This is a genomic window from Polymorphobacter sp., assembly GCF_051860865.1.
Lineage (GTDB): Bacteria > Pseudomonadota > Alphaproteobacteria > Sphingomonadales > Sphingomonadaceae > Sandarakinorhabdus.
Genome location: NZ_JBIMKZ010000001.1, coordinates 72,835 through 98,910 on the forward strand (window position 1 = coordinate 72,835; position 26,076 = coordinate 98,910).

General features: G+C 66.1%; 29 protein-coding genes. 17 read left to right on the plus strand and 12 right to left on the minus strand.

Annotated features, from left to right (window positions below):
• The first annotated feature begins 122 nt into the window (after positions 1-122).
• Entirely contained in the window at positions 123-1,301 is a 1,179-nt protein-coding gene (locus ACTIFJ_RS00475) for an OmpA family protein (RefSeq protein ID WP_439532136.1), read from the plus strand.
• 164 nt (positions 1,302-1,465) lie between these two features.
• Here the strand turns inward: ACTIFJ_RS00475 and ACTIFJ_RS00480 are convergent, their stop codons facing one another.
• From ACTIFJ_RS00480 to ACTIFJ_RS00505, 6 genes are all read right to left on the minus strand, one after another.
• Positions 1,466-2,122: a hypothetical protein gene (locus tag ACTIFJ_RS00480; RefSeq protein ID WP_439532106.1), complete on the minus strand. Its 657-nt coding sequence runs from the start codon at positions 2,120-2,122 to the stop codon at positions 1,466-1,468.
• Between the two features lie 45 nt (positions 2,123-2,167).
• Entirely contained in the window at positions 2,168-2,467 is a 300-nt protein-coding gene (locus ACTIFJ_RS00485) for an SCP2 sterol-binding domain-containing protein (protein WP_439532107.1), read from the minus strand.
• Positions 2,468-2,551: 84 nt separating this feature from the next.
• Positions 2,552-2,845 carry a hypothetical protein gene (locus ACTIFJ_RS00490; protein WP_439532108.1) on the minus strand — a complete coding sequence of 98 codons (294 nt, stop codon included), beginning with the start codon at positions 2,843-2,845 and terminating at the stop codon, positions 2,552-2,554.
• Between the two features lie 194 nt (positions 2,846-3,039).
• Positions 3,040-3,699: a lipoyl(octanoyl) transferase LipB gene (gene lipB, locus ACTIFJ_RS00495; RefSeq protein WP_439532109.1), complete on the minus strand. Its 660-nt coding sequence runs from the start codon at positions 3,697-3,699 to the stop codon at positions 3,040-3,042.
• Positions 3,696-5,342 (minus strand): GMC family oxidoreductase, encoded by a 1,647-nt coding sequence (locus ACTIFJ_RS00500; protein ID WP_439532110.1) that lies wholly within the window; start codon positions 5,340-5,342, stop codon positions 3,696-3,698. The genes lipB and ACTIFJ_RS00500 overlap by 4 nt, the downstream gene beginning before the upstream one ends.
• Positions 5,343-5,404: 62 nt before the next feature.
• Positions 5,405-6,637 (minus strand): NAD(P)/FAD-dependent oxidoreductase, encoded by a 1,233-nt coding sequence (locus tag ACTIFJ_RS00505; RefSeq protein WP_439532111.1) that lies wholly within the window; start codon positions 6,635-6,637, stop codon positions 5,405-5,407.
• A gap of 94 nt (positions 6,638-6,731) precedes the next feature.
• Between ACTIFJ_RS00505 and ACTIFJ_RS00510 the strand changes: the two genes are divergently transcribed.
• The 5 genes from ACTIFJ_RS00510 to arsB are packed head-to-tail and all read left to right on the plus strand — an operon-like array spanning position 6,732 to position 11,177.
• Positions 6,732-7,604, plus strand: a complete 873-nt coding sequence (locus ACTIFJ_RS00510; RefSeq protein ID WP_439532112.1) for an MBL fold metallo-hydrolase — start codon at positions 6,732-6,734, stop codon at positions 7,602-7,604.
• Complete coding sequence (locus tag ACTIFJ_RS00515) at positions 7,601-8,257, plus strand: DUF4230 domain-containing protein (RefSeq protein WP_439532113.1); 657 nt, start codon at positions 7,601-7,603, stop codon at positions 8,255-8,257. The genes ACTIFJ_RS00510 and ACTIFJ_RS00515 overlap by 4 nt, the downstream gene beginning before the upstream one ends.
• 9 nt (positions 8,258-8,266) lie before the next feature.
• Positions 8,267-9,265, plus strand: coding sequence for a quinolinate synthase NadA (gene nadA, locus ACTIFJ_RS00520; RefSeq protein ID WP_439532114.1), 999 nt, complete (start codon positions 8,267-8,269; stop codon positions 9,263-9,265).
• Positions 9,258-10,100 (plus strand): carboxylating nicotinate-nucleotide diphosphorylase, encoded by an 843-nt coding sequence (nadC, locus tag ACTIFJ_RS00525; protein ID WP_439532115.1) that lies wholly within the window; start codon positions 9,258-9,260, stop codon positions 10,098-10,100. Before nadA ends, nadC begins: the two co-directional genes overlap by 8 nt.
• 39 nt (positions 10,101-10,139) lie before the next feature.
• Entirely contained in the window at positions 10,140-11,177 is a 1,038-nt protein-coding gene (gene arsB / locus ACTIFJ_RS00530) for an ACR3 family arsenite efflux transporter (RefSeq protein ID WP_439532116.1), read from the plus strand.
• 1 nt (position 11,178) lies between these two features.
• Here arsB and purL read toward each other — a convergent pair whose 3' ends face one another.
• Positions 11,179-13,335 (minus strand): phosphoribosylformylglycinamidine synthase subunit PurL, encoded by a 2,157-nt coding sequence (purL, locus tag ACTIFJ_RS00535; protein ID WP_439532117.1) that lies wholly within the window; start codon positions 13,333-13,335, stop codon positions 11,179-11,181.
• A 110-nt stretch (positions 13,336-13,445) separates the two neighbouring features.
• On the opposite strand from purL, the gene ACTIFJ_RS00540 reads away from it, so the two are divergent.
• Positions 13,446-14,777: an NAD(P)/FAD-dependent oxidoreductase gene (locus ACTIFJ_RS00540; protein WP_439532118.1), complete on the plus strand. Its 1,332-nt coding sequence runs from the start codon at positions 13,446-13,448 to the stop codon at positions 14,775-14,777.
• Here the strand turns inward: ACTIFJ_RS00540 and ACTIFJ_RS00545 are convergent, their stop codons facing one another.
• Complete coding sequence (locus ACTIFJ_RS00545) at positions 14,778-16,049, minus strand: Y-family DNA polymerase (RefSeq protein WP_439532119.1); 1,272 nt, start codon at positions 16,047-16,049, stop codon at positions 14,778-14,780.
• 73 nt (positions 16,050-16,122) lie between these two features.
• Between ACTIFJ_RS00545 and ACTIFJ_RS00550 the strand changes: the two genes are divergently transcribed.
• Together ACTIFJ_RS00550 and ACTIFJ_RS00555 are read left to right on the plus strand one after the other, a co-directional pair.
• The gene (locus ACTIFJ_RS00550) at positions 16,123-17,148 is read left to right on the plus strand and encodes a DNA topoisomerase IB (protein WP_439532120.1); all 1,026 of its coding nucleotides are present in this window, start codon (positions 16,123-16,125) and stop codon (positions 17,146-17,148) included.
• A gap of 75 nt (positions 17,149-17,223) precedes the next feature.
• Positions 17,224-17,979 carry a queuosine precursor transporter gene (locus ACTIFJ_RS00555; protein ID WP_439532121.1) on the plus strand — a complete coding sequence of 252 codons (756 nt, stop codon included), beginning with the start codon at positions 17,224-17,226 and terminating at the stop codon, positions 17,977-17,979.
• Here ACTIFJ_RS00555 and purQ read toward each other — a convergent pair.
• From purQ to purC, 3 genes are read right to left on the minus strand one after another with little or no spacing between them, the layout of a single operon-like run.
• Positions 17,976-18,647: a phosphoribosylformylglycinamidine synthase subunit PurQ gene (purQ, locus tag ACTIFJ_RS00560; RefSeq protein WP_439532122.1), complete on the minus strand. Its 672-nt coding sequence runs from the start codon at positions 18,645-18,647 to the stop codon at positions 17,976-17,978. The genes ACTIFJ_RS00555 and purQ overlap by 4 nt on opposite strands.
• Entirely contained in the window at positions 18,644-18,874 is a 231-nt protein-coding gene (gene purS / locus ACTIFJ_RS00565; RefSeq protein WP_439532123.1) for a phosphoribosylformylglycinamidine synthase subunit PurS, read from the minus strand. The genes purQ and purS overlap by 4 nt, the downstream gene beginning before the upstream one ends.
• Positions 18,875-18,911: 37 nt before the next feature.
• On the minus strand, positions 18,912-19,688 hold the full coding sequence (gene purC, locus ACTIFJ_RS00570; protein ID WP_439532124.1) for a phosphoribosylaminoimidazolesuccinocarboxamide synthase: 777 nt from the start codon (positions 19,686-19,688) through the stop codon (positions 18,912-18,914).
• A 207-nt stretch (positions 19,689-19,895) separates the two neighbouring features.
• Between purC and ACTIFJ_RS00575 the strand changes: the two genes are divergently transcribed.
• From ACTIFJ_RS00575 to ACTIFJ_RS00590, 4 genes are read left to right on the plus strand one after another with little or no spacing between them, the layout of a single operon-like run.
• A complete protein-coding gene (locus tag ACTIFJ_RS00575; RefSeq protein WP_439532125.1) occupies positions 19,896-20,210 on the plus strand; it encodes a DUF1476 domain-containing protein in 315 nt (104 codons plus the stop codon).
• 3 nt (positions 20,211-20,213) lie between these two features.
• Positions 20,214-20,444, plus strand: a complete 231-nt coding sequence (locus tag ACTIFJ_RS00580) for a BolA/IbaG family iron-sulfur metabolism protein (RefSeq protein WP_439532126.1) — start codon at positions 20,214-20,216, stop codon at positions 20,442-20,444.
• 10 nt (positions 20,445-20,454) lie between these two features.
• Positions 20,455-20,790, plus strand: coding sequence for a Grx4 family monothiol glutaredoxin (gene grxD / locus ACTIFJ_RS00585; protein ID WP_439532127.1), 336 nt, complete (start codon positions 20,455-20,457; stop codon positions 20,788-20,790).
• A gap of 10 nt (positions 20,791-20,800) precedes the next feature.
• Positions 20,801-21,505, plus strand: coding sequence for a hypothetical protein (locus ACTIFJ_RS00590; protein WP_439532128.1), 705 nt, complete (start codon positions 20,801-20,803; stop codon positions 21,503-21,505).
• Positions 21,506-21,517: 12 nt separating this feature from the next.
• Here the strand turns inward: ACTIFJ_RS00590 and hemF are convergent, their stop codons facing one another.
• The gene (gene hemF / locus ACTIFJ_RS00595; protein ID WP_439532129.1) at positions 21,518-22,387 is read right to left on the minus strand and encodes an oxygen-dependent coproporphyrinogen oxidase; all 870 of its coding nucleotides are present in this window, start codon (positions 22,385-22,387) and stop codon (positions 21,518-21,520) included.
• 256 nt (positions 22,388-22,643) lie between these two features.
• Between hemF and petA the strand changes: the two genes are divergently transcribed.
• The 4 genes from petA (at position 22,644) to ACTIFJ_RS00615 (ending at position 25,989) form a co-directional block, all read left to right on the plus strand.
• The gene (gene petA, locus ACTIFJ_RS00600; RefSeq protein ID WP_439532130.1) at positions 22,644-23,186 is read left to right on the plus strand and encodes a ubiquinol-cytochrome c reductase iron-sulfur subunit; all 543 of its coding nucleotides are present in this window, start codon (positions 22,644-22,646) and stop codon (positions 23,184-23,186) included.
• Between the two features lie 10 nt (positions 23,187-23,196).
• Positions 23,197-24,513 (plus strand): cytochrome b, encoded by a 1,317-nt coding sequence (locus ACTIFJ_RS00605; RefSeq protein WP_439532131.1) that lies wholly within the window; start codon positions 23,197-23,199, stop codon positions 24,511-24,513.
• Between the two features lie 11 nt (positions 24,514-24,524).
• A complete protein-coding gene (locus ACTIFJ_RS00610) occupies positions 24,525-25,367 on the plus strand; it encodes a cytochrome c1 (RefSeq protein WP_439532132.1) in 843 nt (280 codons plus the stop codon).
• 88 nt (positions 25,368-25,455) lie between these two features.
• Positions 25,456-25,989, plus strand: a complete 534-nt coding sequence (locus tag ACTIFJ_RS00615) for an adenine phosphoribosyltransferase (RefSeq protein WP_439532133.1) — start codon at positions 25,456-25,458, stop codon at positions 25,987-25,989.
• Positions 25,990-26,076: the final 87 nt, after the last annotated feature.

Here is a 26,076-nt window from a genome sequence, read left to right on the forward strand (position 1 = left end):
CGATGTGGGGGTGTTGCCATTATACAACAATAGACTGCATTCAGGGCTTGCTTAGGCGATGAGGCGTGGGCTAGATGACACGTCAGTTCAAAGCGGCACACCTGCTGTATAAGGGGAACTATATGCGTAAACTTTTGATTGGGGCAGCACTCGCGACGACGATGCTTGCCAGTGGCGCCCAGGCCCGTGACAAGTCCTGGTATGTCGGCGTCGGCGCCGGTGCCAACCTGATGCAGAATCAGGTTTTTGACATCCGCAACGCGGCCGGCACCGTCACGACGACCGATGCCATCCGTAACAAGTACGAGATCGGCTTCGATGCCGGTGGGAACATCGGCTATGATTTCGGTCCGTTCCGTGCCGAATTCGAAGTGGCCTACAAGGACAACAACCTCGATGTCGTGAACATCGACAAGGTGATCCCGGCCATCCGCATGTTCAACGGTTCTCCCCGCGTTCCCGGCGTGGGTGCCTATCCGGGTGCCGACGGCAATGCCCGCGTCCTGTCGTTCATGGCCAACGGCCTGCTCGATTTCGGTGGCCAGGAGCGTAACCTCGGCGCCTATGTCGGTGGTGGTGCCGGTGTCGCCCGCGTCCAGCTCTCCGATCTGCAGACCGCCAAGTTCGGTCAGGCGTTCATCAACGACACCGACACCGGGTTCGCCTGGCAGGTGCTTGCTGGCGTCTACAAGCCGATCAGCGACCATGTCGACCTCGGTCTGAAGTATCGCTTCTTCAACGTCCCCGACGTGAAGACCTTCACGACAAATGGTCTGGAGACCGAAAGCAAGTATCGTAGCCACAGTCTGATGGTGACGCTGGCCTACAACTTCTTCACCGCGGAAGCGCCGCCGCCGCCGCCGCCGCCGCCGGCTCCCCCGGCTCCGCCGCCGGCTCCGCTGCCGCCGTGCCCGCCGGCCGCTGTGACGCCTGGACCGTTCCTGGTGTTCTTCGATTGGGACAAGTCGCTCGTGACGGCTGAAGCCGCTGCCATCCTGGACCGCGCTGCGGAACAGTATGCCGCGACTGGCCAGACCAGCATCGCGCTTGCCGGTCACGCCGACAAGTCGGGTGCCGACGACTATAACGTTCGCCTGTCGCAGCGCCGTGCTGACGCCGTCAAGGCGTACATGGTCGGCAAGGGTGTGCCGGAATCGGTCATCGCAACCGAGGCCTTTGGTGAGAGCCGGCCGCTGGTCGAAACCGCTGATGGTGTGCGCGAACCGCAGAACCGTCGTGTGGAAATCACCTTCAGCGGCGCTCCGGTGCCGGCTGATACGGGCCCCTGCCGCCCGATGTGATCTTCGCGCAAGCGAACTAAAGATGGGCCGTCTCGCAAGAGGCGGCCCTTTTTATTGCTGGTGCCGGGCATCGGAAATGCTGCTGGGACTGACCAGGCGACCGGCAAAAAATGTGCCGCCGGTTTTGGGCCGGCGGCGCCTTCACGCTAGATCATGAGAATCGCCTATCGCCGGCGTCGGCGCTCTTCGACCGGTGGCTCTATCTGCGCCAATATCAGCGGGGCCAGAGGTCGGATCTCGTAGAGCGTCAATTTGGGTTGCTCCGACAGCGATGCGCGCAGGCCGATGTTCAGCTTCGGGGCTTCCTTGCCGAGTTGGCCGCGCTTGATGGTGAGCACCTGGCGGCCCGCTTCGCCCGCTGCGCCGCAGAAGCTATATTGGGCATCAAGTGTCGAATAGCTGTTGTAGGTCCGCGTTGTATATTGATCGAAGCTGTTGGCGCCGCGGGCGCCATCATGACGGCGGAAATGGCCTTGCAGTACTTTTTGGGCGCGGCTGAGTTCGGCGGCATGATGCCGGAGCGTTTCGTTGTAGTTTCGCACCGTCATCAAATAGGGTGAAAACTGGCACTGCAGGGCTGCGACGTTGAGCGCGGCCCTCAGGTTCCAGATCGCATTGGCTTCGGCCTCGGCAGCGGTCGTCGCGCGCAATGCTGTAACTTTGGGGACCATGAAGCCGGACGGCTTGGGTGGAGGGCTGGGTGCAGGAGCCTGAGCGTAAGCTGACGCATGGAGCAGAAGCGGTGCGATCACCACGGCCTGAAGAACAAGGCCGGACCGATAAAGGTTATGAGTACGCAAGAGAAACTTTCTGGCGGACATTGCGTCCGCGCCAAACAACCGAGCCAGGGCATGCATAGCGTCTGACTAACCCAGGATGCTGCCCAATTGCAGGGCAACTGACATGTCCCCTTCGACCTTCAGCTTCCCCATCATGAAGGCCATCTGCGGATTCTGCTTGCCTTGGGCAATGTCGACGAAATCGGAGATCGAAACACGCACGGTGCAATCCGTCGGCGCGTTGGCATTGTCAACCACAGCCGGAGACACCGTGTCATCGATCCGGACGATGCCATCGTCGCCGAAATCGAATTTCACCGACTTCTTGATGCTTCCGCCTGTGCCAATCCGGCTTTTCATCTCTTCGGTGATCGATTCCAGACTCATGTCCGCCTACTCCAACGATTGAGACAACAAAAAAGGGCTGCCTTTCGGCAGCCCTTTCTACACGTCATGAAGACGCTGTCGAGATTAGTTGGCCGGAGCAGCTTCAACCGGAGCGGCCGGAGCAGCAGCGGCATCAGCCGAAGTGGCAGCGGCGTCAGCCGAGGCAGCAGCGGCGTCAGCCGAGGCGGCGGCGGCGTCAGCAGCCGGAGCGGCTTCCATGGCGGCGGCGTCAGCAGCCGGAGCGGCTTCTTCGGCCGGAACGGCGTCGGTGGTGACTTCGACGGTGGTGTCGGCAGGCTTTTCGCCGCAGGCAACAACGATCAGTGCAGCGCCGGCAACGAGAGCGGCGGTCTTCAGCTTCGAGACGATATCAGCCATCATATAGCTCCTTGAGACTATTCCCGTGCCAGCGTGACCTCACGCCGGTCGCAGGAGGCGTTGGATCGGTTCGCCCTAATCCCCCAACCTGACTGGGGTATTAGCAGATTCGGCGCCGGTCTCAAGCGGCTCGATGAATAATTATTCAGCCGAACGCCCAGTGGACGCTTTGTTGCGGCCGGCCGAATGGCCGGTCAATGGCCGAGCTGTGCGAGCATCGCCGGCAGACGTGTCGCCAGGGCGCGATCGACGGCTGCCATGGCTGCCGGGGCGCCCAGCGCGCGCAGGCTGGTGACCGGTTCGGCCAGTCCACAGGGTTGAATTCCCGAATAATTTTCGAGATCCGGATCGATGTTCAGAGCGATCCCGTGATAGCTGATCCAGCGGCTGACCCGGACACCAAGCGCGGCGATCTTGGCCGCGCCGGCGGGGGTGTCCACCCAGACGCCCACCTTTTCGGGAACGAGGAAGCCTTCGACGCCGACGTCTGCAAGGACCGCGATCACCCAGGCCTCGAGCGCAGCGACAAAGCACCGCAAGTCCCGCCCGCGCCTGCTGAGGTCCAGCATCACATAGGCGACGCGTTGCCCCGGCCCGTGATAGGTGTAGCGGCCGCCGCGGCCTGTGTTGAAGACCGGAAAGCGCTGGGGATCGAGCAGCTCCTCGATACGCGCGCTGGTGCCCGCCGTGTAGAGCGGGGGGTGTTCGACGAGCCAGACCAGTTCGTCGGCGGTGCCGGCCTGCATCGCCCGGACATGCGCCTCCATCGCGGCCAGCGTCTCAGCATAGTCAGCCAGCCCCGGGGATATCCGCCATTGCGGCAACTCGAGCGTCATCTCGCTGACCGCGGTCATGCGGCGAGACCCAATTTGCGCGCCAGCTTGCGCTGCTGCATCAGCAGGTCGCTGGCCTTTTCGGCAATCATGATCGTTGGCGCATTGGTGTTGCCGGAAACGATATGGGGCATGATCGAGGCGTCGATGACGCGTAGGCCTTCGACGCCGTTGACGCGCAGCTCGGCGTCGACGACCGCTTGGGAATCGATGCCCATCCGGCAGGTGCCGACCGGATGGTAGATGGTCTCCCCCCATGCCCTGATCGCTGAGACCAGAGCTTCCGGATCATCGACAGTCGGGCCGGGCCATATCTCGCTATCACGATAACGATCGAACGCATGCTGGCGCCCGATCTGGCGTGCAATCTCGATGCCTCGCCGCAAGCTCTCGATATCCTGGGGCGCGGTAAGATAGCGTGGATCGATGGCTGGCAGGACCAGCGGGTCAGGGGCGGCGAGGCGGACAGCGCCGCGGCTCTGGGGTCGCAGCAGGCAGACATGCATCTGATAGCCATGGTCGGTGCCCAGTGATCCGCGGCCGTGCGGATTGCAGATCATCGGCATGAAATGCATCTGAATGTCGGGGGCGGCAAGTCCTTCCCGGCTGCAGAGGAAAGCACCGGCCGGTGTCGGCATATGGGCGGCGTTGCCGCGCCGCGCCAGCATCCAGGCGCCAAGCATCTTCAGCTTGTTGCCCAGCCTGGCGTTGGCATTGAGGGTGATTGGCTCGCGGCAGCGCCACTGGACGGTAACGTCGAGATGATCCTGGAGGTTGCCGCCCACGTCCGGGCTGTCATGGATGACCGGTATGCCCATGGCGCGCAAATGGGCGGCGGGGCCGATGCCCGACAACATCAGCAACTGGGGCGAGTTGACGGTGCCACCGCAGAGGATGACCTGGCGCGCGCGTAGCGATTCCGAGCGGCCGGCACGACGAAAGCTCACGCCCCGGGCACGCCGCCCATCGAACAGCACCCGCTCGACCTGAACCCCGGTCATGATCGCCAGATTGGGGCGCGCCTGCACATCGGCATCGAGATAGGCGCGGGCCGTCGACCAGCGCGCGCCTTTGTGGATGGTGGCGTCATACAGGCCGGCGCCCTCGAACTGCTGGCCGTTGAAGTCATCGGTGCGCTTGAGGCCGGCTTCGACGCAGGCGTCGAGAAAGGCCTTGTTGAGCGGGTGCGGCAGCGCCCCGGTCCTTGACGTGCGCAGCGGCCCGGTGCCGCCATGCCAGGCATCGGCGCCACGGTCGCTGGCTTCTGCCCGCTGGAAATAGGGCAGCACGTCCGGCCAGCCCCAGCCCGACAGCCCCAACTGAGCCCAGCGGTCATAGTCGCTGGGATGGCCGCGGATATAGACCATCCCATTGATCGACGACGATCCGCCAAGGACGCGGCCGCGCGGCCAGTACATCGCCCGGCCGCCCATTTCGGTCTGCGGCACGGTCCAATAGCCCCAGTCATATTCGCTCTGCCGTTCCGGCGGCAGTATCTGGGCCAGCCCGCCGGGCATGGCGATCATCATCGAATTGTCGCGCCCGCCAGCCTCGAGCAGCAGCACGCGCGTGGTCTTGTCGGTGGTCAGCCGATTGGCCAGCACGCAACCCGCCGAGCCCGCGCCGACGATGATGAAATCCCAGACATCCGATGCATGGGCCATTGGTCCATCCCCATTTTTCGGGGAAGCCTAGCCGAGTAGAAGCGGCGCGCCTATCGGGCAATTCAAGCCGGCAGCAGCAATTTCAGCGGAACTGTTGCGTCGGCCAGTTGCTCCGGGGCGATCACCAGCCCGCGTTCGACCAGCGCCTTGCCCTGGACATAGTCCTTGACCGCGTTGACGCAATCCAGCGCCACCACCCGGCCCTGCTTCAGATAGATCAGGCTGAACGACCGGTTGTCGGGCGATCCGCGCAGCACAGTCGAATCATGGCCGATGCTCAGCCCCACCGTTTGCAGCCGCAGATCATATTGGTTCGACCAGAACCATGGCACGGCGCGATAGGGCTGTGGATTGCCGGTCAGCACCCGGGCCACCGTCGTCGCCATGTCATTGGCATTCTGCACCGATTCCAACCGGATCACCGCACCGTCGGCAAAGGCGTTGGCATGGGTGGCGAGGTCGCCGATAGCGAACACATCCGCGACCGCGGTCCGGCAATAGTCATCGACACGGACGCCGCCGGCCGCCGATTCAGCGCCGGCCGCCAGCAGCGGCGCCACATCGGGAATGATGCCGATGCCGACGATCACCAGTTCGGCCGGCACCGCCTCGCCGCCCTCGAGCAGCACATGGGTCACCCGACCATTGTGCCCTTCCAGCCCGACGACACTGACGCCGGTGCGGATGGTGACGCCGGCGGCTCGGTGAACCATGGCATAGAAATCGCCGATTTCCGCGCCGGTGACTCGTGCCAGCAGCCGCGGCATTGCCTCCAGCACCGTCACCGCCAGCCCGCGCTTGGCGAGTACCGCCGCCGATTCAAGACCGATATAGCCGCCGCCGACGATCGCCACATGGCGCGTGCTTTCCAGCTCGGCCTTCAGCGCCAGCACATTGGCATGGGTGCGCACCGAATGCAGCCCGGCCAGATCGGCGCCCGGGCAGCCGAGCTTGCGCGCCGCGCCGCCAGCGGCCCAGATCAGCGCGCCATAGCCGATGCGCTCGCCGCCGCCATCGAGCACCTCATGCGCCTCGCTGTCCACCGCCACGACCCGCCGGTTCGGCAGCATGGTGATGGCCTTGTCCGCCCAGAAATCGGCCGGGCGGATCAACATCCGCTCGAAGCTCTTCTCGCCGGCAAGATAGTCTTTGGAGAGCGGCGGGCGCTCATAGGGCAGCTCGGGCTCCTCGCCGACCATCGCGATGCTGCCGGCATAGCCCAGCTGGCGCAGTGCGATCGCCGCCTGGGCGCCGGCATGGCCCGATCCGACAATCACCACATCAAACCGCTGCATGTCCGTCTCTCCCGCTCGGTTGCGAGCGTGCTAGGACGCCACGCCGCGCCCGGCAAGCTTCCCATTCAAGCCCGCGCCTGCCAAAAGCCCATGCATGGACCCCGCCGCCCATCCCGATTCCGTCGCTTATGGCCAGCTTGTGGCGCGCAGCCCGCTGGTTCGCCGGCTGCTGGCGCGCAACCCGTCGCCCTTCACCTATACCGGCACCGGCACCTTCGTTGTCGGTCGCGGCACGGTCGCGGTCATCGATCCGGGGCCGGCGGACTTCCCGCATGTCAAGGCGCTGATCGAGGGGCTGGCCGGCGAGACGGTCAGCCATATCCTCGTCACCCATACCCATATGGACCACAGCCCGGCGGCGCCGGCGCTTCAGGCCGCCACCGGGGCGCCGATCATCGGCTGCGCGCCGCTGGTGCTCTCGGACGACGGGCCGCGCGCCGATGCCGGCTTCGATCCGCTCTACGCCCCGGATCGGGTGATGGTGGACGGCGAGTCCGTCGAGGGCCCGGGCTGGACGCTGACCGCACTGGCGACGCCCGGCCATACCTCCAATCACCTGTGCTTCGCGCTGCCGCAGGAAAAGGCGCTGTTCACCGGCGACCATGTCATGGGCTGGTCGACCACCGTCGTGGCGCCGCCGGACGGCAACATGGCCGATTACATGGCCAGCCTGCGCAAGCTGCTCGACCGTGACGAGGTGATTTATCATCCAACGCACGGCGAGCCGGTCACCGATCCGCAGCGCTTCGTGCGCGGGCTGATCACCCATCGCAAGCAGCGCGAGAACCAGATCCTGAAGGCGCTGGCCAGCGGCCCGCGCAGCATTCCCGCGATGGTCGCCACCATGTATGCGGGCATCGATGCGCGGCTGCACGGCGCCGCTGGTCGGTCGGTGCTGGCGCATCTCCTTGATCTCCAGGCACGTGGCCGCGTGCAGCCGGCTTCAGACGAATGGGTTCTTGCATGATTCGTGTTCTCCTTGGCCTGGCAATCGGCGCCGGGCTTGTCATTGCTGGCCTGAATTTCGCTTCGGACCGGCTGCCGGCCTGGCTCGGCGGCCGTGAGGCGCCGCTCAGCATCGCCGCCACCAGCCTCGAATCGGTGCAGCGCCAGTCGCGGCTGATCGTGCTGACGGCGCGGTTCAATTCGGTCATCACCTCGCGCTCGGAGCGGCTGGGCGGGCTGGTCTCGGCCAGCAAGACGCTGATTATCCCCGGCACCATCCGCTATGAGCTGGACCTGTCGACGCTCAAGGTCGAGACCATGCGCTGGGACGTGCCGACGCGCACACTGACCATCCATGCGCCACGCCCGCAGCCGGCCGGCCCCGAGGTCGATCTCCCCGCCGCCCGCGAGTTCAGCAACGGCGCGCTGCTGATGGCGCTGACCAATGTCGAATCCCGGCTCGATGCCGCCAACCGCGCGGCGGTTGCCGCCGACATGCGGGCCCAGGCCCAGGCGCCGGCGATCGCCCGGCTGGCCGACGAGGCGGCGCGCGATGCCGTGCAGCGAATGTTCCTGCTGCCACTGGTCGCCGCTGGCTATGACGATGCCCGGGTGAAGGTGACATTCGCCGGCTTCGCTCCTACATCAGCTGCAACTTCCCCCACTCAGGAATAGCCCGCGCCCATGGACGCCCGTCTCAATCCGCTCGGCACGCCTGCCGGCCCCGCACTCGACCTCAAGGCCGAGATCAAGCGGCTGGCGCGCGAGAAGAATGCCGTCATCCTCGCCCATTATTATCAGGACCCGGAGATTCAGGATCTTGCCGATTTCGTCGGCGACAGCCTCGATCTCAGCCGCAAGGCCGCCGCCACCGATGCCGATGTCATCGCCTTTTGCGGCGTCAAGTTCATGGCCGAGGTTGCCAAGATCCTGTCGCCGCAGAAGACCGTGGTGCTGCCCGATCTCAAGGCCGGGTGCAGCCTCGAGGATTCCTGCCCGCCGGAGAGCTTCGCCGCCTTCCGCCGCGCCCATCCCGATCATCTGAGCCTGACCTATATCAACTGCTCGGCGGCGGTGAAGGCCGAGAGCGACATCATCGTCACCTCCTCCTCGGCCGAAAAGATCATCAACCAGCTGCCGGCCGACCAGAAGATTCTGTTCGCACCCGACAAGCATCTCGGCGCCTGGCTCAACCGCAAGACCGGCCGTAACATGCTGCTGTGGGACGGCAGCTGTATCGTCCATGAGCGCTTCTCGGTCACCGAGCTGCTCAAGCTCAAGGCCGAGCATCCGGCTGCCCCGGTGCTGGCGCATCCCGAATGCCCGGCCGCCATCCTCGATCTCGCCCATTATATCGGCGCCACCAGCGGCATCCTCAACTATGCGCTGAACAGCCCCGAGCCGGTGGTGATCGTCGCTACGGAGCCCAACATCATCCACCAGATGCAGCTCAAGGCACCGCACAAGACCTTCATCGGCGCGCCGGGTGCGGATGGCAATTGCGGCTGCAACATGTGCCCCTATATGGCGCTGAACACGCTGCAGAAGCTCTATCTGGCGCTGCGCGATCTCAAACCCGAGATCACCGTGCCCGAGGATGTCCGGCTGCGCGCCAAGATCAGCCTCGACCGGATGCTGGAAATGTCGGCCGCGGTCTCGGACGTGCCGGTGCGCGGTGACTGATTTCGCCATTGCCGGCTTCGACCTGCCGGCCTTCATCGCCGCGACGCTCGCCGAGGATCTCGGCGAGGGCGGCGACGTCACCTCCGCCGCGACGATCCCCGCCGATGCGCGGCTTACCGCCGTGATGGCCAGCCGGGATGACATCACCGTCGCCGGCCTGCCGCTGGCCGGAATGTTCTTCCGTGCGCTCGATCCCGGCTGTACGCTCGAGCCGCTGGTGCAGGACGGGGACCGCGTCGCCGCCGGCACGCCGTTGCTGCGGATCTCCGGCAATGCCCGCGCCGTGCTCTCGGCCGAGCGCAGCGCTCTCAACACCGTCCAGCACCTGACCGGTATTGCCACGCTGACCCGCCGCTATGTCGACGCAATCCAGGGCACCGGAACGACGCTGCTCGACACGCGCAAGACGCTGCCGGGCCTCCGCCTGCTGGAAAAATACGCCACTCGCCAGGGCGGCGCCACCAACCACCGGCTCCGCCTCGATGACGGCGTGCTGATCAAGGACAATCACATCGCCGTCGCCGGGTCGGTCGATGCCGCCGTCGCCGCTGCCAAGGCCGCGGGCCTGAACGGCATCGTCGTCGAGGTCGACACGCTGGACCAGATCGCGCCCGCGCTGGCCGCCGGCGCCGACCGGCTGCTGCTGGACAACATGCCGCCGCCGATGCTGCGCGAGGCGCTGGCGCTCATCGCCGGCCGGGTCCCGTCCGAAGCCTCGGGCGGCGTCAACCTCGACACCATCCGCGCCATCGCCGAAACCGGCGTCACCTATGTCAGCGTCGGCCGCATCACCCAGAGCGCGCCGTCCGCCGATATCGGCCTGGATTTTGGCTGACACGCGCTTGTCACAAACCGCGCCTATCGCCGCCGGCTGATGGCACAAAGCTCTCCTCTCGGCGTATTCGAGCGCTGGCTGTCGCTCTGGGTCGGCCTCGCCATCATCGCCGGTCTCGGCCTCGGGCAGTTGTTTCCCCCGGTCTTCACGAGCCTTGCCGGGCTCGAATATGCCTCGGTCAATTTTCCGGTCGCCCTTCTCATCTGGGCGATGATCTTTCCGATGATGGTGGCAGTCGATTTTTCCAGCATCCGCCAGATCGGCAAACGCCCCAAGGGACTGATCCTTACCGTCATCGTCAACTGGCTGGTCAAGCCGTTCACCATGGCCGCGCTGGCGGTGCTGTTCTTCGAGCATGTCTTCGCCGGCCTCATCGCGCCCGATGACGCCGAGCAATATATCGCCGGCCTCATCCTGCTCGGCGCCGCGCCATGCACCGCCATGGTCTTCGTCTGGTCGCAGATGACCCGCGGGGACCCTGCCTATACGTTGGTGCAGGTATCGGTGAACGACCTGATCATGGTGGTCGCCTTCGCCCCCATTGTCGCGCTGCTGCTCGGCGTCACCAGCATCGACGTGCCCTGGGAGACCCTGCTGCTGTCGGTCGCGCTTTATGTCGTGGTGCCGCTGGCCGCCGGCGCGCTCACCCGCAGACGCCTCGGCGCGCAGGGCGGCGAGGCCGCCGTCAGCCGCTTCATCACCGCAGCCAAGCCCTTTTCAGTGATCGGCCTGTTGCTCACCGTCGTGCTGCTGTTCGGCTTCCAGGGACCGCTGATCCTTGCCCAGCCCGGCCTCATCGCGCTGATCGCCACGCCGATCATCCTGCAAAGCTACGGTATCTTCGCGCTGGCCTATGCCGCCGCCTGGGCGTGGAAGATCCCGTTTCCCATCGCCGCACCTTGCGCTCTTATCGCCACTTCCAACTTCTTCGAGCTGGCCGTCGCCGTCGCCATCGGCCTGTTCGGCCTCAACAGCGGCGCCGCGCTCGCCACCGTAGTCGGCGTGCTGGTGGAAGTCCCGGTCATGCTGTCTCTCGTCGCCCTCGCCAACGGGACGCGGCGCCGCTTCCCGGCCTGACTCATCCCTCCAGCATCGCCGGCAGCGCCCCGGTGTGTGCGGCCCGCAGCGCCGCCAGCGGCACTCCGGCCACGGCATCGCCCCCGGTCCGGCCGATCTTCCGCAGCGGCACCGGCGCGTCGAAGAACGTCCAGTCCTCGGGCATCGTCACCAGATAGCGCCCCTGGCCTTCGCCGAACGCCGCCGCTGCGGTCATCGCCTCCGTCTCGGCGCCGAGGCCGCCCGCCAGCGCCATCTCGGCCAGCGCGACCAGCACGCCGCCGTCGGACACGTCATGCACGGCGGACGCCTTGCCGGTGGCAATCAGATCGGCAACGAAGTCGCCCGCTGCCCGCTCCCGCGCGAGATCGACCGGCGGCGGCGGCCCGTCCTCGCGGCCATGGATGTCGCGCAGCCAGATCGACTGGCCGAGATGATCGACGCCGTCGCCGCCGACCAGCCAGATTGTCTCCTCCTCGGCCTTGAAGCCGGGCGTCATCACCTTCTGCCAGTCGGCGAGCAGCCCCACCCCGCCGATCGCCGGCGTCGGCAGGATCGCCCGACCGCCGCCGGTCGCCCGGCTCTCGTTGTACAGGCTGACGTTGCCGGACACGACCGGATAGTCGAGCGCCCGGCAGGCCTCGGCCATCCCCTCGATGCAGCCGACCAGCTGCCCCATCACCACCGGATTCTGCGGGCTGGCGAAGTTCAGGCAATTGGTGATCGCCAGCGGCTTCGCGCCGACGCAGATCAGGTTCCGCCAGGTCTCCGCCACCGCCTGCTTGCCGCCCTCCACCGGGTCGGCAAAACAATAACGCGGCGTGCAATCGGTGGTCATCGCCAGCGCCTTGGCCGTGCCATGGACGCGCACCACCGCCGCATCGCCGCCCGGCCGCTGCACGGTGTCGGCGCCGACCATATGGTCGTACTGCTGCCAGATCCAGGCGCGCGAGCAGAGGTCGGGGCTGCCCATCAGCGTGAGCAGGTCCGCGCCCACATCAACGCTTTCCGGCACCGCGCCCAGTGCCTCGCGCTTGGGCGTCGGCACCCAGGGCCGGTCATATTTCGGCGCGCTGTCGGCCAGCGGCTCGAGCGGAATCTCGCCGACCACTTCGCCGTGGAAGGTCATTGTCAGATTGCCGCCGGCCACCACTTCGCCGATCACCGCGAAATCCAGCCCCCATTTGCGGAAGATGGCTTCGGCAAAAGCCTCGCGCCCAGGCTTCAGAACCATCAGCATCCGCTCCTGGCTCTCCGAGAGCATCATCTCATAGGGCGTCATCCGGCTTTCCCGGCACGGCACCCGGTCGAGGTCGAGCCGCAGCCCCACCCCGCCCTTGGACGCCATCTCGACGCTTGAAGACGTCAGCCCCGCCGCCCCCATGTCCTGGATGGCGACAATGGCATCGGATGCCATCAGCTCGAGGCAGGCCTCGATCAGCAGCTTCTCGGTGAACGGATCGCCGACCTGCACGGTCGGCCGCTTTTCGTCCGAATTCTCGTCGAACTCGGCCGACGCCATGGTCGCGCCATGGATACCGTCGCGCCCGGTCTTGGAGCCGACGTAGATCACCGGATTGCCCACCCCGGCGGCGGCCGAGTAGAAGATCTTGTCGGCCTTGGCCACGCCCACGGTCATCGCGTTGACGATGATGTTGCCATTGTAACTCGGGTGGAAAATCGTCTCGCCGCCCACCGTCGGCACGCCGACGCAATTGCCATAGCCACCGATCCCGGCCACCACGCCCTTGACCAGATGGCGCATCCGCGGTGCCTCGATGTCGCCGAAGCGCAGCGCGTTCATGTTGGCCACCGGCCGCGCCCCCATGGTGAAGACATCGCGGAGGATGCCGCCCACCCCGGTCGCCGCGCCCTGATAGGGCTCGATGAAGCTCGGATGGTTGTGGCTCTCCATCTTGAAGATCGCCGCATCCCCGTCGCCGATGTCGATGACGCCGGCATTCTCGCCCGGCCCGCAGATCACCCAGGGCGCCTCGGTCGGCAGCTTGGCCAGGTGCATCCGTGATGATTTGTACGAGCAATGCTCGGACCACATCACCGAGAAGATGCCCAGCTCCAGCATGTTCGGCTCGCGCCCCATCGAGGCAAGGACGCGCTGATATTCCTCGGGGGTGAAGCCATGGTCGGCAACGATCTGGGGCGTGATGGGGCTGCTCATGTGGCGGCTCTAGCCGTTTTGGCTGTCCCGTCCAACTGCCCGCTTGGGAAAGTCGCGCAAGCCCGTTAAGGAAAGCCGGAAACGGCCAGACGAGACCCCGAAGGGACAGCATGCCCCGCACAAGGCCCGACGGCCGCAAGACCCAGATTGTCATCGTCGGCGGCGGCGCCGGCGGGCTGGAGCTTGTTCGCAAGCTCGCCAGCGCGCTGGACAACCGGGATTTCGACCTCATCCTCGTCGATCGCAACACCAGCCATATCTGGAAGCCGCTGCTCCACGAAGTCGCCGCCGGCAGCCTCGATGCCAATCTCGACGAGGTCGGCTATCGCGGCCACGCCTTCCGCTGGGGCTATCGCTATTTCGACGGTGCCCTCGAATCGATCGACCGTGAGGCCCAGCAGATCATCATCGCCCCGATCATCGACGAGGACGGCTCGGAGGTCATCGGCCGCCATAGCATCCGCTATGACTATCTGGTGCTGGCGGTCGGCTCGGTCTCCAATGATTTCGGGACGCCCGGCGTCCGCGAGCATTGCCTGAGCCTGGACAGCCGCAAGGACGCCGACCGTTTCCGCCGCAAGCTGCTCAACCAGTGCCTGCGCGTCTCCCGCCAGATGACCGCCGACCCCAACGCTGATGCCTTTGCCCGCGTTGCCATCGTCGGCGGCGGCGCCACCGGCGTCGAGCTCGCTGCCGAGCTTTACTCCGCCGCTACCGCGCTCGGCTATTACGGCCTCGAGGTGTTCGACGAGAAGCGCCTGCAGGTGACGCTGATCGAGGCCGGCCCGCGCATCCTGCCGGCGCTGCCGGAAAAGCTCAGCCAGGCCGCCCATGCCGAGTTGGAAGTGCTCGGCGTCCGCGTCCTCACCAATACCAAGGTCACCGCCGCCACCGCCGAGAGCATCGACACCGCCGACGGTGAGAGCATCCCGGCCGAGCTCAAGGTCTGGGCCGCCGGCGTCAAGGGTGCCGATTTCCTCGCCCATATCGGCGGGCTGGAGACGACGCGCGGCAACACGCTGGTCGTCCATGACACGCTGCAGACCAGCCGCGACGACCGCATCTTCGCCATCGGCGACTGCGCCTATTTCGTGCCTTCGGACGGCGCCAAGCCGATTCCGCCGCGCGCCCAGGCCGCCCATCAGATGGCCGACACCGCTTATCGCAACATCCGCGCGCTGATCGACGGCAAGGAGCTCAAGCCGTTCGTCTACCGGGACAAGGGCTCGCTGGTCAGCCTGGCGCGCTACACCACGGTCGGCAGCCTGATGGGCAATCTCGTCGGCGGCCGCATGGCGATCGAGGGCCGGCTGGCCCGTTTCGTCTATATCAGCCTGTACCGGATGCACCTGTTCGCCATCCATGGCTGGCTGAAGGGAATGAGCCTATTGCTGATCGGCCATGTCAATCAGGTCGTCCGCCCGCGCCTCAAGCTCCACTGATCACTCCCTGAATTCGGCCAGCTCGGGAATCCGGGTAAAGGCGATCCGCGGCCCCGCCGACTTGACCGCGCCGATCCGGTCATGCCCCAGCGTCACCGCATCGCGCCCGAACCGGGCGTTGACCTTGTCCATCGCCCGGCTCAGCGCCACCCGCCGCGCCTCGTCGGCCACGCAGACGTCATCGAACAGCCCGCCCTGCACCGCATCGGCATCGGAAAAATCGGCCAGCGTCACCCCCACCTGAAGCAGCCGATGCTGGCCGAACTCCGCCAGCATCCGCGCCCACAGCCCCTCCAGCGCCGCCAGCAGGGCAGGGGTGTCCATCAGCGCCGCCACCCGCACCTCGCCGCCCCATTTCGCCGGCTTGTCGCCCCGCGCCGCCTCGGCCTTGACGCTCAGCCCCAGCCGGCCGCAACGCTTGCCGGCCCGCCGCAGCCGCGTCGCCGCCTTGGCCAGCAGCCGCCGCGTCACCAGTCGTGCCGCCGGCAGCGGCCGCTTCTCCGGCCCCAGCACATGGCTGTGGCCGATCGAGCGGCTGACCGTCTCCACCTCGGGCAACTCATGGCCGCGCAGCAGCCAGAACATCCGCTCGCCCCAGACGCTGCCCCAGGCCGCCCGCGCCTCGCGCTGGTCGAGCGCCAGCAGCCGGTCCATCGTCACCACCCCGGCCGCGGCCAGCCGCGCCGCCATGTTCCGCCCGACGCCGGGAATATCGCTCAGCGGCAGCTGCCGGAGCCGACCGGCAATGGCCTCGGCCGGCAGGATGGTCAGCCCGTCCGGCTTCATCATGTCGGCGGCCATCTTCGCCAGCAGCCGGTTCGGCGCCACGCCGATCGACGAGGTCAGGCATTCGCCAACATTGCCCCGGATCCCGGCCTTGATCCGCGCCGCCAGCGCCCGCACCGACGCTTCGCCATTCTCGTTGTCGAGCAGCCTGCAGGCCACCTCGTCGATCGAGCAGACCGCATAGACTGGCACATGCCGCCCCACCTCCTCGATGATCTGGTGGTGGAAGCGCACATAGTCCTCGTGCCGGCCCGGCACGATCACCAGGTCGCGGCACTTGGCCTTCGCCTCCCAGATCTTTGTGCCGGTGCGGATGCCGAACGCCTTGGCCTCATAGCTGGCGGCGATCGCGCTCGTGCTGTCGGTATCGACCGGCGCCACCACCACCGGCCGGCCGCGCAATGCCGGGTTCAGCTGCTGCTCGACGCTGGCGAAATAGCTGTTGAGGTCGAGATACAACCACCGCAAAGGCCGCGAATCGTCCATCTGGGAAGACTATCACGAATAGAACAAAAATAGAACGCTGGAACTCCGCCGTCGCCGCCCGGTTGAGCGTCCGATGGCCAGCGCTGCTCCCGATCCCGAGTCCGTCAGCGCCGCCCGCGAGGCCGGTCTGCGTTATTCCAGCGATGACGATCCCGGCATCGGCCGTAGCGGGAGCCCCGGCAAATTTCGCTACACCGATGCCAAGGGCCGCCGCGTCACCGACAAAGGCGATCTCGCCCGCATCGCCGCCCTCGCCATCCCCCCGGCCTGGACCCAGGTCTGGATCTGCCCGCACGCCCGCGGCCATGTCCAGGCCACCGGCCGCGATGCGCGCGGCCGCAAGCAATATCGCTACCATGCCAAGTGGCGTGAACATCGCGACAGCGCCAAGTTCGGCCAGATGGCCGCCTTCGGCCGGGTTCTCCCGGCCCTGCGCGCCGCCGTTGACCGCGACCTCGCCCGCCGTGACCTCTCGCGCCAGCGCGTCCTCGCCACCATCGTCCGCCTGCTCGAGACCACGCTGATCCGCATCGGCAACGAGGATTATGCCCGCACCAACAAGAGCTTCGGCCTCACCACGCTGCGCGCCCGCCACCTCAAGGCCGATGGCAAGGCGCTGCTGTTCGATTTCCGCGGCAAAAGCGGCGTCCGCCACCGCACCCGCATCACCGACCGAAAGGCGCAGACCGTCATCAAGAAGCTGCGCGATCTCCCCGGCCAGCGCCTGTTCCAATATGAAGACGCCGACGGCACCGCCCATGCCATCGATTCGTCCGACGTGAACGACTATCTGCGCACGCTGACTGGCGAAGACATCACCGCCAAGGACTTCCGCACCTGGGCCGCAACGCTCGGCGCCGCCCGCACGCTCGCCGCCGCCGATCCGCCATTGACCGAGGCCGAAGCCAAGCGCGCCATCGTTGCCTGCGTCAAGACCACCGCCACCCAGCTCGGCAACACCCCGGCCGTCTGCCGCGCCGCCTATATCCACCCCCATGTCTTCCCCGGCTGGCGCGCCGGCGCCCTCGGCGGCCAGTTCAGCGGCATGCTGGAAGCCGATGAAAAGGCTCTGATTCGCTTCCTCGAAAGCGTGGCCTGACGCCCGGCCGCACCGGCGGCTGCGACCTTTTCCACCCCCTCTTGCAACCGGCGCGCACTGCCGCGACAAGAGGTCATGTCCGCTGTCGACGTGCCCGCCGAAACGCCCGCCATTACGGCGATCGACGCCGATGCCCTGAAGGGCCGGCCACTGCGCCATTATGATGTCGCCATGGCCGCCTTCGCTGTCATCCTGATCTGCTCGAACCTGATCGGCGCTGCCAAGCCGGCACAGGTCGAGGTGCCGCTGATCGGCGCCGTCACTTTCGGCGCCGGCATCCTGTTCTTCCCGCTGTCCTATGTGCTCGGCGACGTGCTGACCGAGGTCTATGGCTTCGCCCGCGCCCGCCGCGTCGTCTGGGTCGGCTTCGCCGCGTCGCTGTTCGCCGCCGGCATGAGCTGGTTCATCGTCACCCTGCCGCCGGCCGAAGGTTACGAAGGTCAGGCTGCGCTCGCCGCCGTTTTCGGTCAGGTGCCGCGCATCTTCCTCGCTTCAATCCTCGCCTTCTGGGCCGGCGAGATGGCCAATGCCTTCGTCATGGCGCGGATGAAGGTGTGGACCGGCGGGCGCTATCTCTGGACCCGCACCATCGGCAGCACCGTGGTGGGGCAGGGGGTCGACAGCCTGATCTTTTATCCGCTGGCCTTCTGGGGCGTGTGGGAGCCGTCACTTGTGATCAGCGTGCTCCTCACCAATTATGCGCTGAAAGTCCTCTGGGAAGCCGCGCTGACCCCGGTCACCTACAAGGTCGTCGCCTGGTTCAAGCGCCAGGAAGGCCTGGATGTCTACGATACCGACACCAACTTCACGCCGTTCAAAACGAGCATCTAGGCGCCGACCAGTGCGCCGACCAGCCCCTCGAACAGCCGTCGGCCGTCGGTGCTGCCATGCGCCGGTTCCACCACGCGTTCCGGATGCGGCATCATTCCAAGCACATTGCCGCGCGCGTTGACGATTCCGGCGATATCCCGCGCCGAGCCGTTGACGGCTTCACCGTAGCGGAACACCACCCGGCCTTCGTCTTCCAGCCGGTCGAGCGTCGCGCCATCGGCGAAATAACTGCCGTCGTGATGCGCCACCGGAATCGAGATGCGCTCGCCCGCCTCATAGAGGCTGGTGAACATCGTCTGGCTGTTGACCACGTTGAGCGCCACGTCGCGGCAGACGAAGTCCAGCCCCGCATTGCGCATCAGCGCGCCCGGCAGCAGCCCGGCCTCGGTCAGGATCTGGAAGCCGTTGCAGATGCCGAGCACGGCGCGGCCCTGTTCGGCCGCCGCCGCCACTGCCGGCATGATCGCCGCGCGCGCGCTCATCGCGCCCGAGCGCAGATAGTCGCCGAACGAAAAGCCGCCCGGCACGCCGATCAGGTCGATCCCCGCCGGCAGTTCGGTCTCGGCATGCCAGACCATCGCCGGCTTGATGCCTGTCACCATCTCCAGCGCCACCGCGAGGTCCCGGTCGCAATTGGATCCCGGAAAAACGATGACGGCGGTCTTCACAGCAGCTCCACCCGGTAATTCTCCATCACCGTGTTGGCGAGCAGCTTGCGGCACATCGCGTCGATCGTCTCGGGCGATGTGCCATCGGCCAGCTCCAGCTCGATGACCTTGCCGGCGCGGACGTCGGCGACGCCCTCGAACCCGAGGCCGCCGAGCGCCGACTGGATGGCGCGGCCCTGCGGGTCCAGAACGCCGTTCTTCAGGGTGATGGTGACACGTGCTTTCATGCCAGCCGCTTAGTCCCCGTCCGCGCCGACCGCAAGCTCACTTGCCCCGGGATTTCCGGTGCTCGTCCAGATCGAGCACCGAGGCATCGTCCTCGGGCAGCAGCCCCAGCCGCCGCGCCACTTCCTGATAGGCCTCGACCTCGCCGCCGAGATCGCGCCGGAACCGGTCCTTGTCGAGCTTCTCGCCCGATTTCATGTCCCACAGCCGGCAGCCATCGGGCGAAATCTCGTCCGCCAGGATAACCCGCGAAAATTCGCCGTCGAACAGCCGCCCGAACTCCAGCTTGAAGTCGACCAGCCGGATGCCGACGCCGGCAAACAGCCCGGCCATGAAGTCGTTGATGCGGATCGCCATGTCGGCGATGTCGTGCATCTCTTCCTGGCTGGCCCAGCCAAAGGCGGCGATATGCTCTTCGGTGCAAAGCGGATCGCCCAGCGCATCGTCCTTGTAATAATATTCGAGAATCGTGCGCGGCAGCACCGAGCCTTCCTCCACGCCGAAGCGCTTGGACAGGCTGCCCGCCGCCACGTTGCGCACCACCACCTCGATCGGGATGATCTCCACCTGCCGCACCAGCTGCTCGCGCATGTTCAGCCGTCGGATGAAATGGGTGGGGATGCCGATCGTCGCCAGCATGGTGAACAGATGCTCGGAAATGCGGTTGTTCAGCACCCCCTTGCCGCTGATCGTGCCCTTTTTCTGCGCGTTGAAGGCGGTGGCATCATCCTTGAAATACTGGATGATCGTGCCCGGCTCCGGCCCTTCGTAGAGGATCTTCGCCTTGCCCTCGTAAATCTGGCGGCGCCTGGTCATGGCAGCTCTCCTTGCGCCGGCTGGGCTGGCCGGACCTGGTTGGCAAACAACCCTTTCCGAAAACCCGAAATTGGAAGGGGCCAGAATCTCGAAACCCCGGCAATGGCCAGTAAGGCGCACCCCGGGGCAGTGAGTTCTTCATAGCGCGGCGCTTGCAGCCCTGCAATGCCGGCCCTATCTCTGTCGGCAGCAAAAGGAGCGCCGGCCATGAACAGTTTTGAGAACCGCGAAGCCGCTTTCGAGAACCGCTTCGCCCATGATGCCGAGCGCCAGTTCCGTATCCTCGCCCGCCGCAACCGGCTGATCGGCGAATGGGCCGCGGCCCGCCTCGGCCTCGGTGCCGACGCGGCGGACGCCTATGCCCGCTCGGTCGTCGTCGCCGATCTTGAGGAAGCCGGGGACGAGGATGTGATCCGCAAGCTGGTCGCCGATCTTGCAGCCACCGGCACCGACGAGGCCGCCGTCCGCGCCGAGTTGCTCGCTGCCACCAAGGTGGCGCAGCAGCAGGTCGAAGAGGCCTGATCCATGCCGATGCCCGCCGCCGAGATCGAGACCGCCATTCTGGCAGCCCTGCCTGGTGCCACGGTGGAGATCACCGATCTGGCCGGGGACGGCGATCATTATGCGGCGCGCGTTACCGCCCCGCAGTTCGCCGGCCTGCCGCGTGTCCGGCAGCACCAGCTTGTCTATAATGCCCTGGGCGGCCGCATGGGCGGTGTACTCCACGCCCTGAAGCTCACCACGATTCCGGCTTGAGGAGCCCCTTATGACTGACCCCGTGAACGCCCGGATCGCCAGCCTCGTCGGCGAGAACAAGGTCGTGCTGTTCATGAAGGGCACGCCCTTCTTCCCGCAGTGCGGCTTCTCCAGCACCGCCATCGCCATCCTCGAGCGGCTGGGTGTCGACTTCGAGACCGTCGATGTTCTTGCCGACCCCGAGATCCGACAGGGCATCAAGGCCTATTCGGAATGGCCGACCATCCCGCAGCTCTATATCGGCGGCGAGTTCGTCGGCGGCTCCGACATCATGATGGAAATGTTCCAGGACGGGGAGCTCGCCGAGCTGCTCGAAAAGGCGGGCGCCGCGCCGTCCGCCGCCTGAGGCGGCGACATTGTCGGAGCAGAAGCTGCGGATCGGCGAGATCTGGCAGGGCATCGTCGATCTCCTGCGCGAGCGCATGGGATTGTTCTTCGCGGTCGCCGCCCCGTTCACCCTGCTCGTCGACATGGCGCTGCGCATTTTCGGCCCCGCGCCCCCGGCCACCATGGCCGACGTCACCTCGCGCACCCTGTTCTGGCTGATCGTGCTGCCCGGCATCATCGGCAGCCTCGCCCAGCTGACCATCGCCGGCCTGATCCTGCGCCCCGGCGCCACCCCGCGCATGGCGCTGGCGGCGGCCTTTGCCGTCTGGCCCAGCTATCTGGCCGCACTGATGCTGTCGGCGCTGCCTAGCGGTCTCGGCTTCCTGCTGCTGTTGCTCCCAGGCCTTTACATCACCGCCCGACTGTTCCTGATCGTGCCGCTGGCGCTGGCCGGTGAGCGCACCGATCCGCTCAGCCTGATTCGCACCAGCTGGACGATGACCGCCCCCGCCGCCTGGCCTCTGTTCGGCTTCTTCATACTCGGTCTGGTCGGCCTGTTCGGGCTCGGCCTGATCGCCGGCGGTGTCGGCGGTGCGCTCGGCTCGGTGCTGACGCTGATCGGCTTGGCCGACGCCGCGCAGTTCGCCGCCGGGCTGGTGCCGGCGCTCGCCTCTACGGTCGTCGCCATCGCCACCGCCGCGGCAGCCTGCGTTATCTACAGCCGTCTTGCCTGAGGCAGAGGCAGCTCAGTCCCAGCGCGCTTCCGGCGGCAGGCTCATCAGGATCGCGTCGATATTGCCGCCGGTCTTCAGTCCGAACACCGTGCCGCGATCATGCACCAGGTTGAATTCGGCATAGAGCCCGCGGTAGCGCAGCTGCTTCAGCCGCTCCTCATGGGTGAACGGCGCGTGCATCTTCTCGCGCACCAGCGCCGGATAGATGTCGACGAAGGTTTTGCCGACATCCTGGGTGAAGGCAAAGTCCCGGTCCCAGTCGCCGCTGTCGAGATGATCGTAAAAAATCCCGCCGACGCCGCGATGCACCTTGCGGTGCGGCACCCAGAAATATTCCTCCGCCCATTTCGCATAGGCCGGATAATAGCCCGCATCGTGCCGGTCACACATCGTCTTCAGCGCGGCATGGAAGGCGGCGGTCTGGCCGTCGTCGGGCAGCGCCGGGTTAAGGTCGGTGCCGCCGCCGAACCAGCGCTTGGACGTCACCAAATAGCGGGTGTTCAGATGCACGGCCGGCACATGCGGGTTCCAGGGGTGGAGCACCAGGCTGATGCCTGTCGCAAAGAACCGCGGGTCTTCAGACGCGCCATTGATCTGCTTGGCAAATTCCGGCGCAAACACGCCGTGCACGGTCGAGATGTTGACGCCGGCCTTCTCGAACACCCGGCCCTTCAGCACCGACATCACGCCGCCGCCGCCCTCGCCGTCACCGGGATCCTCGTTGGTCGCCGGCGCCCGGTCCCAGGCCGTCCGCACAAACCGTCCAGCCGGCGCGTCGCCGCCACCCTCGTCCTCGAGCGCCTCCAGCGCCGCGCAGATGCGGTCCCTGATCTCCCGAAACCAGGTCTGGGCGGCGGTCTGGCGATCATCGAGCGTCTGCATAGCGTTCTCTAGCCGCAGATATGCGCCCGAAGAAAGGCCCATTTTCGCAACAGTGTGCGCGACACTGTTCCCGCGCGTGGGAGCAACCGTTCCCCGCCCACCGCGCCAAAATGCCCCGGAAAATCCCCGTTGCCTTTCCGCCTGTGTCAACGCTATTGGACAGACGGTTGGTGGGCTCCGGGCCTGCTCATGATTTCCGTCATATTCGGTTTTGCAGAACAGAGGTGGCTTGATGGCAAGCGGAACGCAGCTCCCCATGGACGATCACCTGCCACCCCAGGGTGAAAAACGTCGGGACTTTCTCTACATTGCCACTAGTGCCGTTGCCGCCGTCGGCGTCGGCGCCGTGGTCTGGCCGCTGGTCAACCAGATGAATCCGTCCGCCGATGTGCTGGCCCTGGCGTCGATCGATCTCGATCTGGCAGCCATCGAGGAAGGCCAGGCGGTCAAGACCAGCTGGCGCGGCAAGCCGATCTTCGCGCGCCACCTGACCGCTGCCGAGATCGACGCCGCCAACAAGGTCGATGCCGCGAGCCTGCGCGATCCGCAGACGCTGGCCGACCGCACCAAGCCGGACAATGCCAAATGGCTGATCACGCTCGGCGTCTGCACCCATCTCGGCTGCGTGCCGCTGGGCGCCGGTCAGGGTGAATCGCGCGGCGATTACGGCGGCTATTTCTGCCCCTGCCACGGCTCGCACTATGATACGGCCGGTCGCATCCGCAAGGGTCCGGCGCCGCTGAACCTCGAAGTGCCGCCCTATGTCTTCAAGTCCGCAACCGCGGTCACCATCGGCTAAGGAGGATCCCATGAGCTTTCCCTGGGCCAATCAGTATCGACCGACCACCGAGTTCGGCAAGTTCATGGACAGCCGGCTGCCACTGCCGCGCTTCGTCTACAATTCTCTCGGCGCCGGTTATCCGACGCCGAAGAACTTGAACTATTTCTACAATTTCGGCGTCCTCGCCGGCGTCGCGCTGGTCATCCAGATCATCACCGGCGTCGTCCTCGGCATGCATTATGCCGCCGACACCACGGTCGCCTTTGATTCGGTCGAGCACATCATGCGCGACGTCAACGGCGGCTGGATGATCCGCTACATGCACGCCGTCGGCGCCAGCTTCTTCTTCGCCGTCGTCTACGTCCATATCTTCCGCGGCCTCTATTACGGCTCTTACAAGCCGCCGCGCGAAGTGCTGTGGATGCTTGGCCTGGTCATCTTCCTGCTCATGATGGCCACCGCCTTCATGGGCTATGTGCTGGTCTGGGGCCAGATGAGCTTCTGGGGTGCGGCCGTCATCACCGGCCTGTTCTCGGCGCTGCCGTTGGTCGGCGAGACGATCCAGACCTGGCTGCTCGGCGGTTTCTCGCCGGACAACGCCACGCTCAACCGCTTCTTCTCGCTCCATTACCTGCTACCGTTCGTGATCTTCGGGGTGATCATCCTTCACGTCTGGTCGCTGCACATCCCGGGCTCCAACAACCCGACCGGGCTCGATGTGAAGAGCGAGCAGGACACCATTCCCTTCCACCCCTATTACACCTCGAAGGACTTCTTCGGCCTCGGCGTCTACCTGATCGTCTTCTCGGCCTTCGTGTTCTTCATGCCCAACTCGCTCGGCGAACCGGACAATTACATCCCGGCCAACCCGCTCAGCACGCCGGCGCACATCGTGCCCGAATGGTATTTCTGGCCATTCTACGCCATCCTGCGCGCCTTCACGACCGACTTCCTGTTCATCCCCGCCAAGCTCTGGGGCGTGATCGCGATGTTCGCGTCGATCCTGCTGCTGTTCTTCCTGCCTTGGCTGGACACCTCGCCGGTGCGCTCGAACAAGTATCGGCCGCTCAACCGCATCCTGTTCTGGGTGTTCGTGGCGGTCTGCTTCGGCCTCGGCATCGCCGGCGGCAAGCCGGCGGAGGAACCCTGGGTGCGGCTCAGCCAGGTGCTGACGGCCTATTATTTCGCCCATTTCCTCATCATCACGCCGCTGGTCAGCCGCTTCGAGAAGACGCTGCCGCTGCCCAACTCCATCTCGGAAGCCGTGCTCGACAAGTTCAAGGGCGGCACCCCGCCGTCGTCGGGCACCACCCTCGGTGGCGCTGCCGCCCAGCCGGCTGAATAAGGAACATGTCGATGCCCCGTTCTGGTTCCCTCGTTCAGACCGGCGCGATGCTGGTCGGCGCGGTCTTCTGCATCACGGTGCTCTGGGGTGCCGTCCAGCCGCGCGAGGACGTGCCCTTCGATCCCGTCAAGAAGTATCACGAACACCCCGAGCAGGTCGCCTGGACCCATAATGGCCCCGGCAACCTCGGCGTCTTCGGCACCTTCGACCGGGCGCAGCTGCAGCGAGGCCTTCAGGTCTATCGGGAAGTTTGTGCCGCCTGCCACTCGATCAACCGCGTCGCCTTCCGCGATCTTCTCGCGCTGGGCTTCTCGGATGCCGAGGTAAAGGCCATCGCCGCCAGCTACGAAGTCGCCGCCATCGACGACAGCGGCGAGCCGACGACCCGCCCGGCGACGGCGGCGGACAAGTTCCCGCTGGTCTACGCGAACGAGGCGGCTGCCCGCGCCGCCCAGGGCGGTGCCTATCCGCCCGACCTGTCGCTGATCACCAAGGCCCGCCCGGACGGCACCAACTATCTGCGCTCGCTGCTGCTCGGCTACCGCGACGAGGTGCCGGCGGAGGTCACGAAGCCGGACACGCTCTATTACAACCCGTGGTTCCATTCGCTCAACATCGCCATGCCGCCGCCGCTCGCCGCCGAAGGGCAGGTCGAATATGCCGATGGCACCCCGGGCACGGTCAAGAACTACGCCACCGACGTCGCCGCCTTCCTGACCTGGACGGCCGAGCCCAAGCTCGAGAACCGCAAGGAGACCGGCGTCGCGGCAATCGCCTTCCTGCTGATCCTCACCACGCTCGGCTATCTCAGCTACAAGAAGGTCTGGCGCGACATCAAGAAGCCCAAGGCCTGAGCGCCAAACGGCGATTTCTGAAAGAGAGGCGGTGGCAGCGATGCCGCCGCCTCTTTTTTCTGGCGTTGACCTCGCCTAGCCTCAGGCCATGAAAAACGCCGATCTCGCCGCCCTCATCCGCACCATTCCGGACTTCCCCAGCCCCGGCATCCAGTTCCGCGACATCACCACCCTGCTGCTCGATGGCCCCGGCTTCGCGCTGAGCATCGAACGGATGGCCGCCGGCATCGCCACCCCGCCGCAGGCGATCGCCGCAATCGAGGCGCGCGGCTTCGTCTTCGGCGCCGCGCTGGCGGTCCGGCTCGGCTGCGGCCTCGTCCTGCTCCGCAAGCAACGCAAACTGCCCGGCACCGTCACCGGCATCGATTATGCGCTCGAATATGGGCAGGACCGGATCGAGATGCACGTCGATGCCGTCCCTCCCGGCCAGCGCGTGATGCTGATCGATGACCTGATCGCCACCGGCGGCACGGCACTTGCCGCCACCGCGCTGCTGCGCAGCATCGGCGCCGATGTCACGGCGGCCAGCTTCATCATCGACCTGCCGGATCTCGGCGGCGCGGCACGGCTGCGCGACGTTGGCATCGACGTCACCACGCTTGTCGAATTCGAAGGGGATTAATTGATATCGAAACGCAGCGGAAGTGGCCTCCGGCGGGAACAAGATGCCTCCGGCGGCTGGGGCCGCAGGCCCCAGACCCCGATAATT

What these genes read in the sequence shown, in the direction of transcription:
- ACTIFJ_RS00505 (WP_439532111.1), bottom strand. Translation starts at nt 6,637, where the DNA reads ATGCAGCGGTTTGATGTGGTGATTGTCGGATCGGGCCATGCCGGCGCC.
- ACTIFJ_RS00490 (WP_439532108.1), bottom strand. Translation starts at nt 2,845, where the DNA reads ATGGCTGATATCGTCTCGAAGCTGAAGACCGCCGCTCTCGTTGCCGGC.
- ACTIFJ_RS00515 (WP_439532113.1), top strand. Translation starts at nt 7,601, where the DNA reads ATGATTCGTGTTCTCCTTGGCCTGGCAATCGGCGCCGGGCTTGTCATT.
- ACTIFJ_RS00550 (WP_439532120.1), top strand. Translation starts at nt 16,123, where the DNA reads ATGGCCAGCGCTGCTCCCGATCCCGAGTCCGTCAGCGCCGCCCGCGAG.
- purC (WP_439532124.1), bottom strand. Translation starts at nt 19,688, where the DNA reads ATGACCAGGCGCCGCCAGATTTACGAGGGCAAGGCGAAGATCCTCTAC.
- ACTIFJ_RS00605 (WP_439532131.1), top strand. Translation starts at nt 23,197, where the DNA reads ATGAGCTTTCCCTGGGCCAATCAGTATCGACCGACCACCGAGTTCGGC.
- purL (WP_439532117.1), bottom strand. Translation starts at nt 13,335, where the DNA reads ATGAGCAGCCCCATCACGCCCCAGATCGTTGCCGACCATGGCTTCACC.
- nadA (WP_439532114.1), top strand. Translation starts at nt 8,267, where the DNA reads ATGGACGCCCGTCTCAATCCGCTCGGCACGCCTGCCGGCCCCGCACTC.
- grxD (WP_439532127.1), top strand. Translation starts at nt 20,455, where the DNA reads ATGACTGACCCCGTGAACGCCCGGATCGCCAGCCTCGTCGGCGAGAAC.
- ACTIFJ_RS00540 (WP_439532118.1), top strand. Translation starts at nt 13,446, where the DNA reads ATGCCCCGCACAAGGCCCGACGGCCGCAAGACCCAGATTGTCATCGTC.
- ACTIFJ_RS00475 (WP_439532136.1), top strand. Translation starts at nt 123, where the DNA reads ATGCGTAAACTTTTGATTGGGGCAGCACTCGCGACGACGATGCTTGCC.
- ACTIFJ_RS00575 (WP_439532125.1), top strand. Translation starts at nt 19,896, where the DNA reads ATGAACAGTTTTGAGAACCGCGAAGCCGCTTTCGAGAACCGCTTCGCC.
- ACTIFJ_RS00545 (WP_439532119.1), bottom strand. Translation starts at nt 16,049, where the DNA reads ATGGACGATTCGCGGCCTTTGCGGTGGTTGTATCTCGACCTCAACAGC.
- purS (WP_439532123.1), bottom strand. Translation starts at nt 18,874, where the DNA reads ATGAAAGCACGTGTCACCATCACCCTGAAGAACGGCGTTCTGGACCCG.
- ACTIFJ_RS00580 (WP_439532126.1), top strand. Translation starts at nt 20,214, where the DNA reads ATGCCGATGCCCGCCGCCGAGATCGAGACCGCCATTCTGGCAGCCCTG.
- ACTIFJ_RS00610 (WP_439532132.1), top strand. Translation starts at nt 24,525, where the DNA reads ATGCCCCGTTCTGGTTCCCTCGTTCAGACCGGCGCGATGCTGGTCGGC.
- arsB (WP_439532116.1), top strand. Translation starts at nt 10,140, where the DNA reads ATGGCACAAAGCTCTCCTCTCGGCGTATTCGAGCGCTGGCTGTCGCTC.
- ACTIFJ_RS00510 (WP_439532112.1), top strand. Translation starts at nt 6,732, where the DNA reads ATGGACCCCGCCGCCCATCCCGATTCCGTCGCTTATGGCCAGCTTGTG.
- ACTIFJ_RS00480 (WP_439532106.1), bottom strand. Translation starts at nt 2,122, where the DNA reads ATGTCCGCCAGAAAGTTTCTCTTGCGTACTCATAACCTTTATCGGTCC.
- lipB (WP_439532109.1), bottom strand. Translation starts at nt 3,699, where the DNA reads ATGACCGCGGTCAGCGAGATGACGCTCGAGTTGCCGCAATGGCGGATA.
- hemF (WP_439532129.1), bottom strand. Translation starts at nt 22,387, where the DNA reads ATGCAGACGCTCGATGATCGCCAGACCGCCGCCCAGACCTGGTTTCGG.
- ACTIFJ_RS00500 (WP_439532110.1), bottom strand. Translation starts at nt 5,342, where the DNA reads ATGGCCCATGCATCGGATGTCTGGGATTTCATCATCGTCGGCGCGGGC.
- ACTIFJ_RS00485 (WP_439532107.1), bottom strand. Translation starts at nt 2,467, where the DNA reads ATGAGTCTGGAATCGATCACCGAAGAGATGAAAAGCCGGATTGGCACA.
- ACTIFJ_RS00615 (WP_439532133.1), top strand. Translation starts at nt 25,456, where the DNA reads ATGAAAAACGCCGATCTCGCCGCCCTCATCCGCACCATTCCGGACTTC.
- petA (WP_439532130.1), top strand. Translation starts at nt 22,644, where the DNA reads ATGGACGATCACCTGCCACCCCAGGGTGAAAAACGTCGGGACTTTCTC.
- ACTIFJ_RS00555 (WP_439532121.1), top strand. Translation starts at nt 17,224, where the DNA reads ATGTCCGCTGTCGACGTGCCCGCCGAAACGCCCGCCATTACGGCGATC.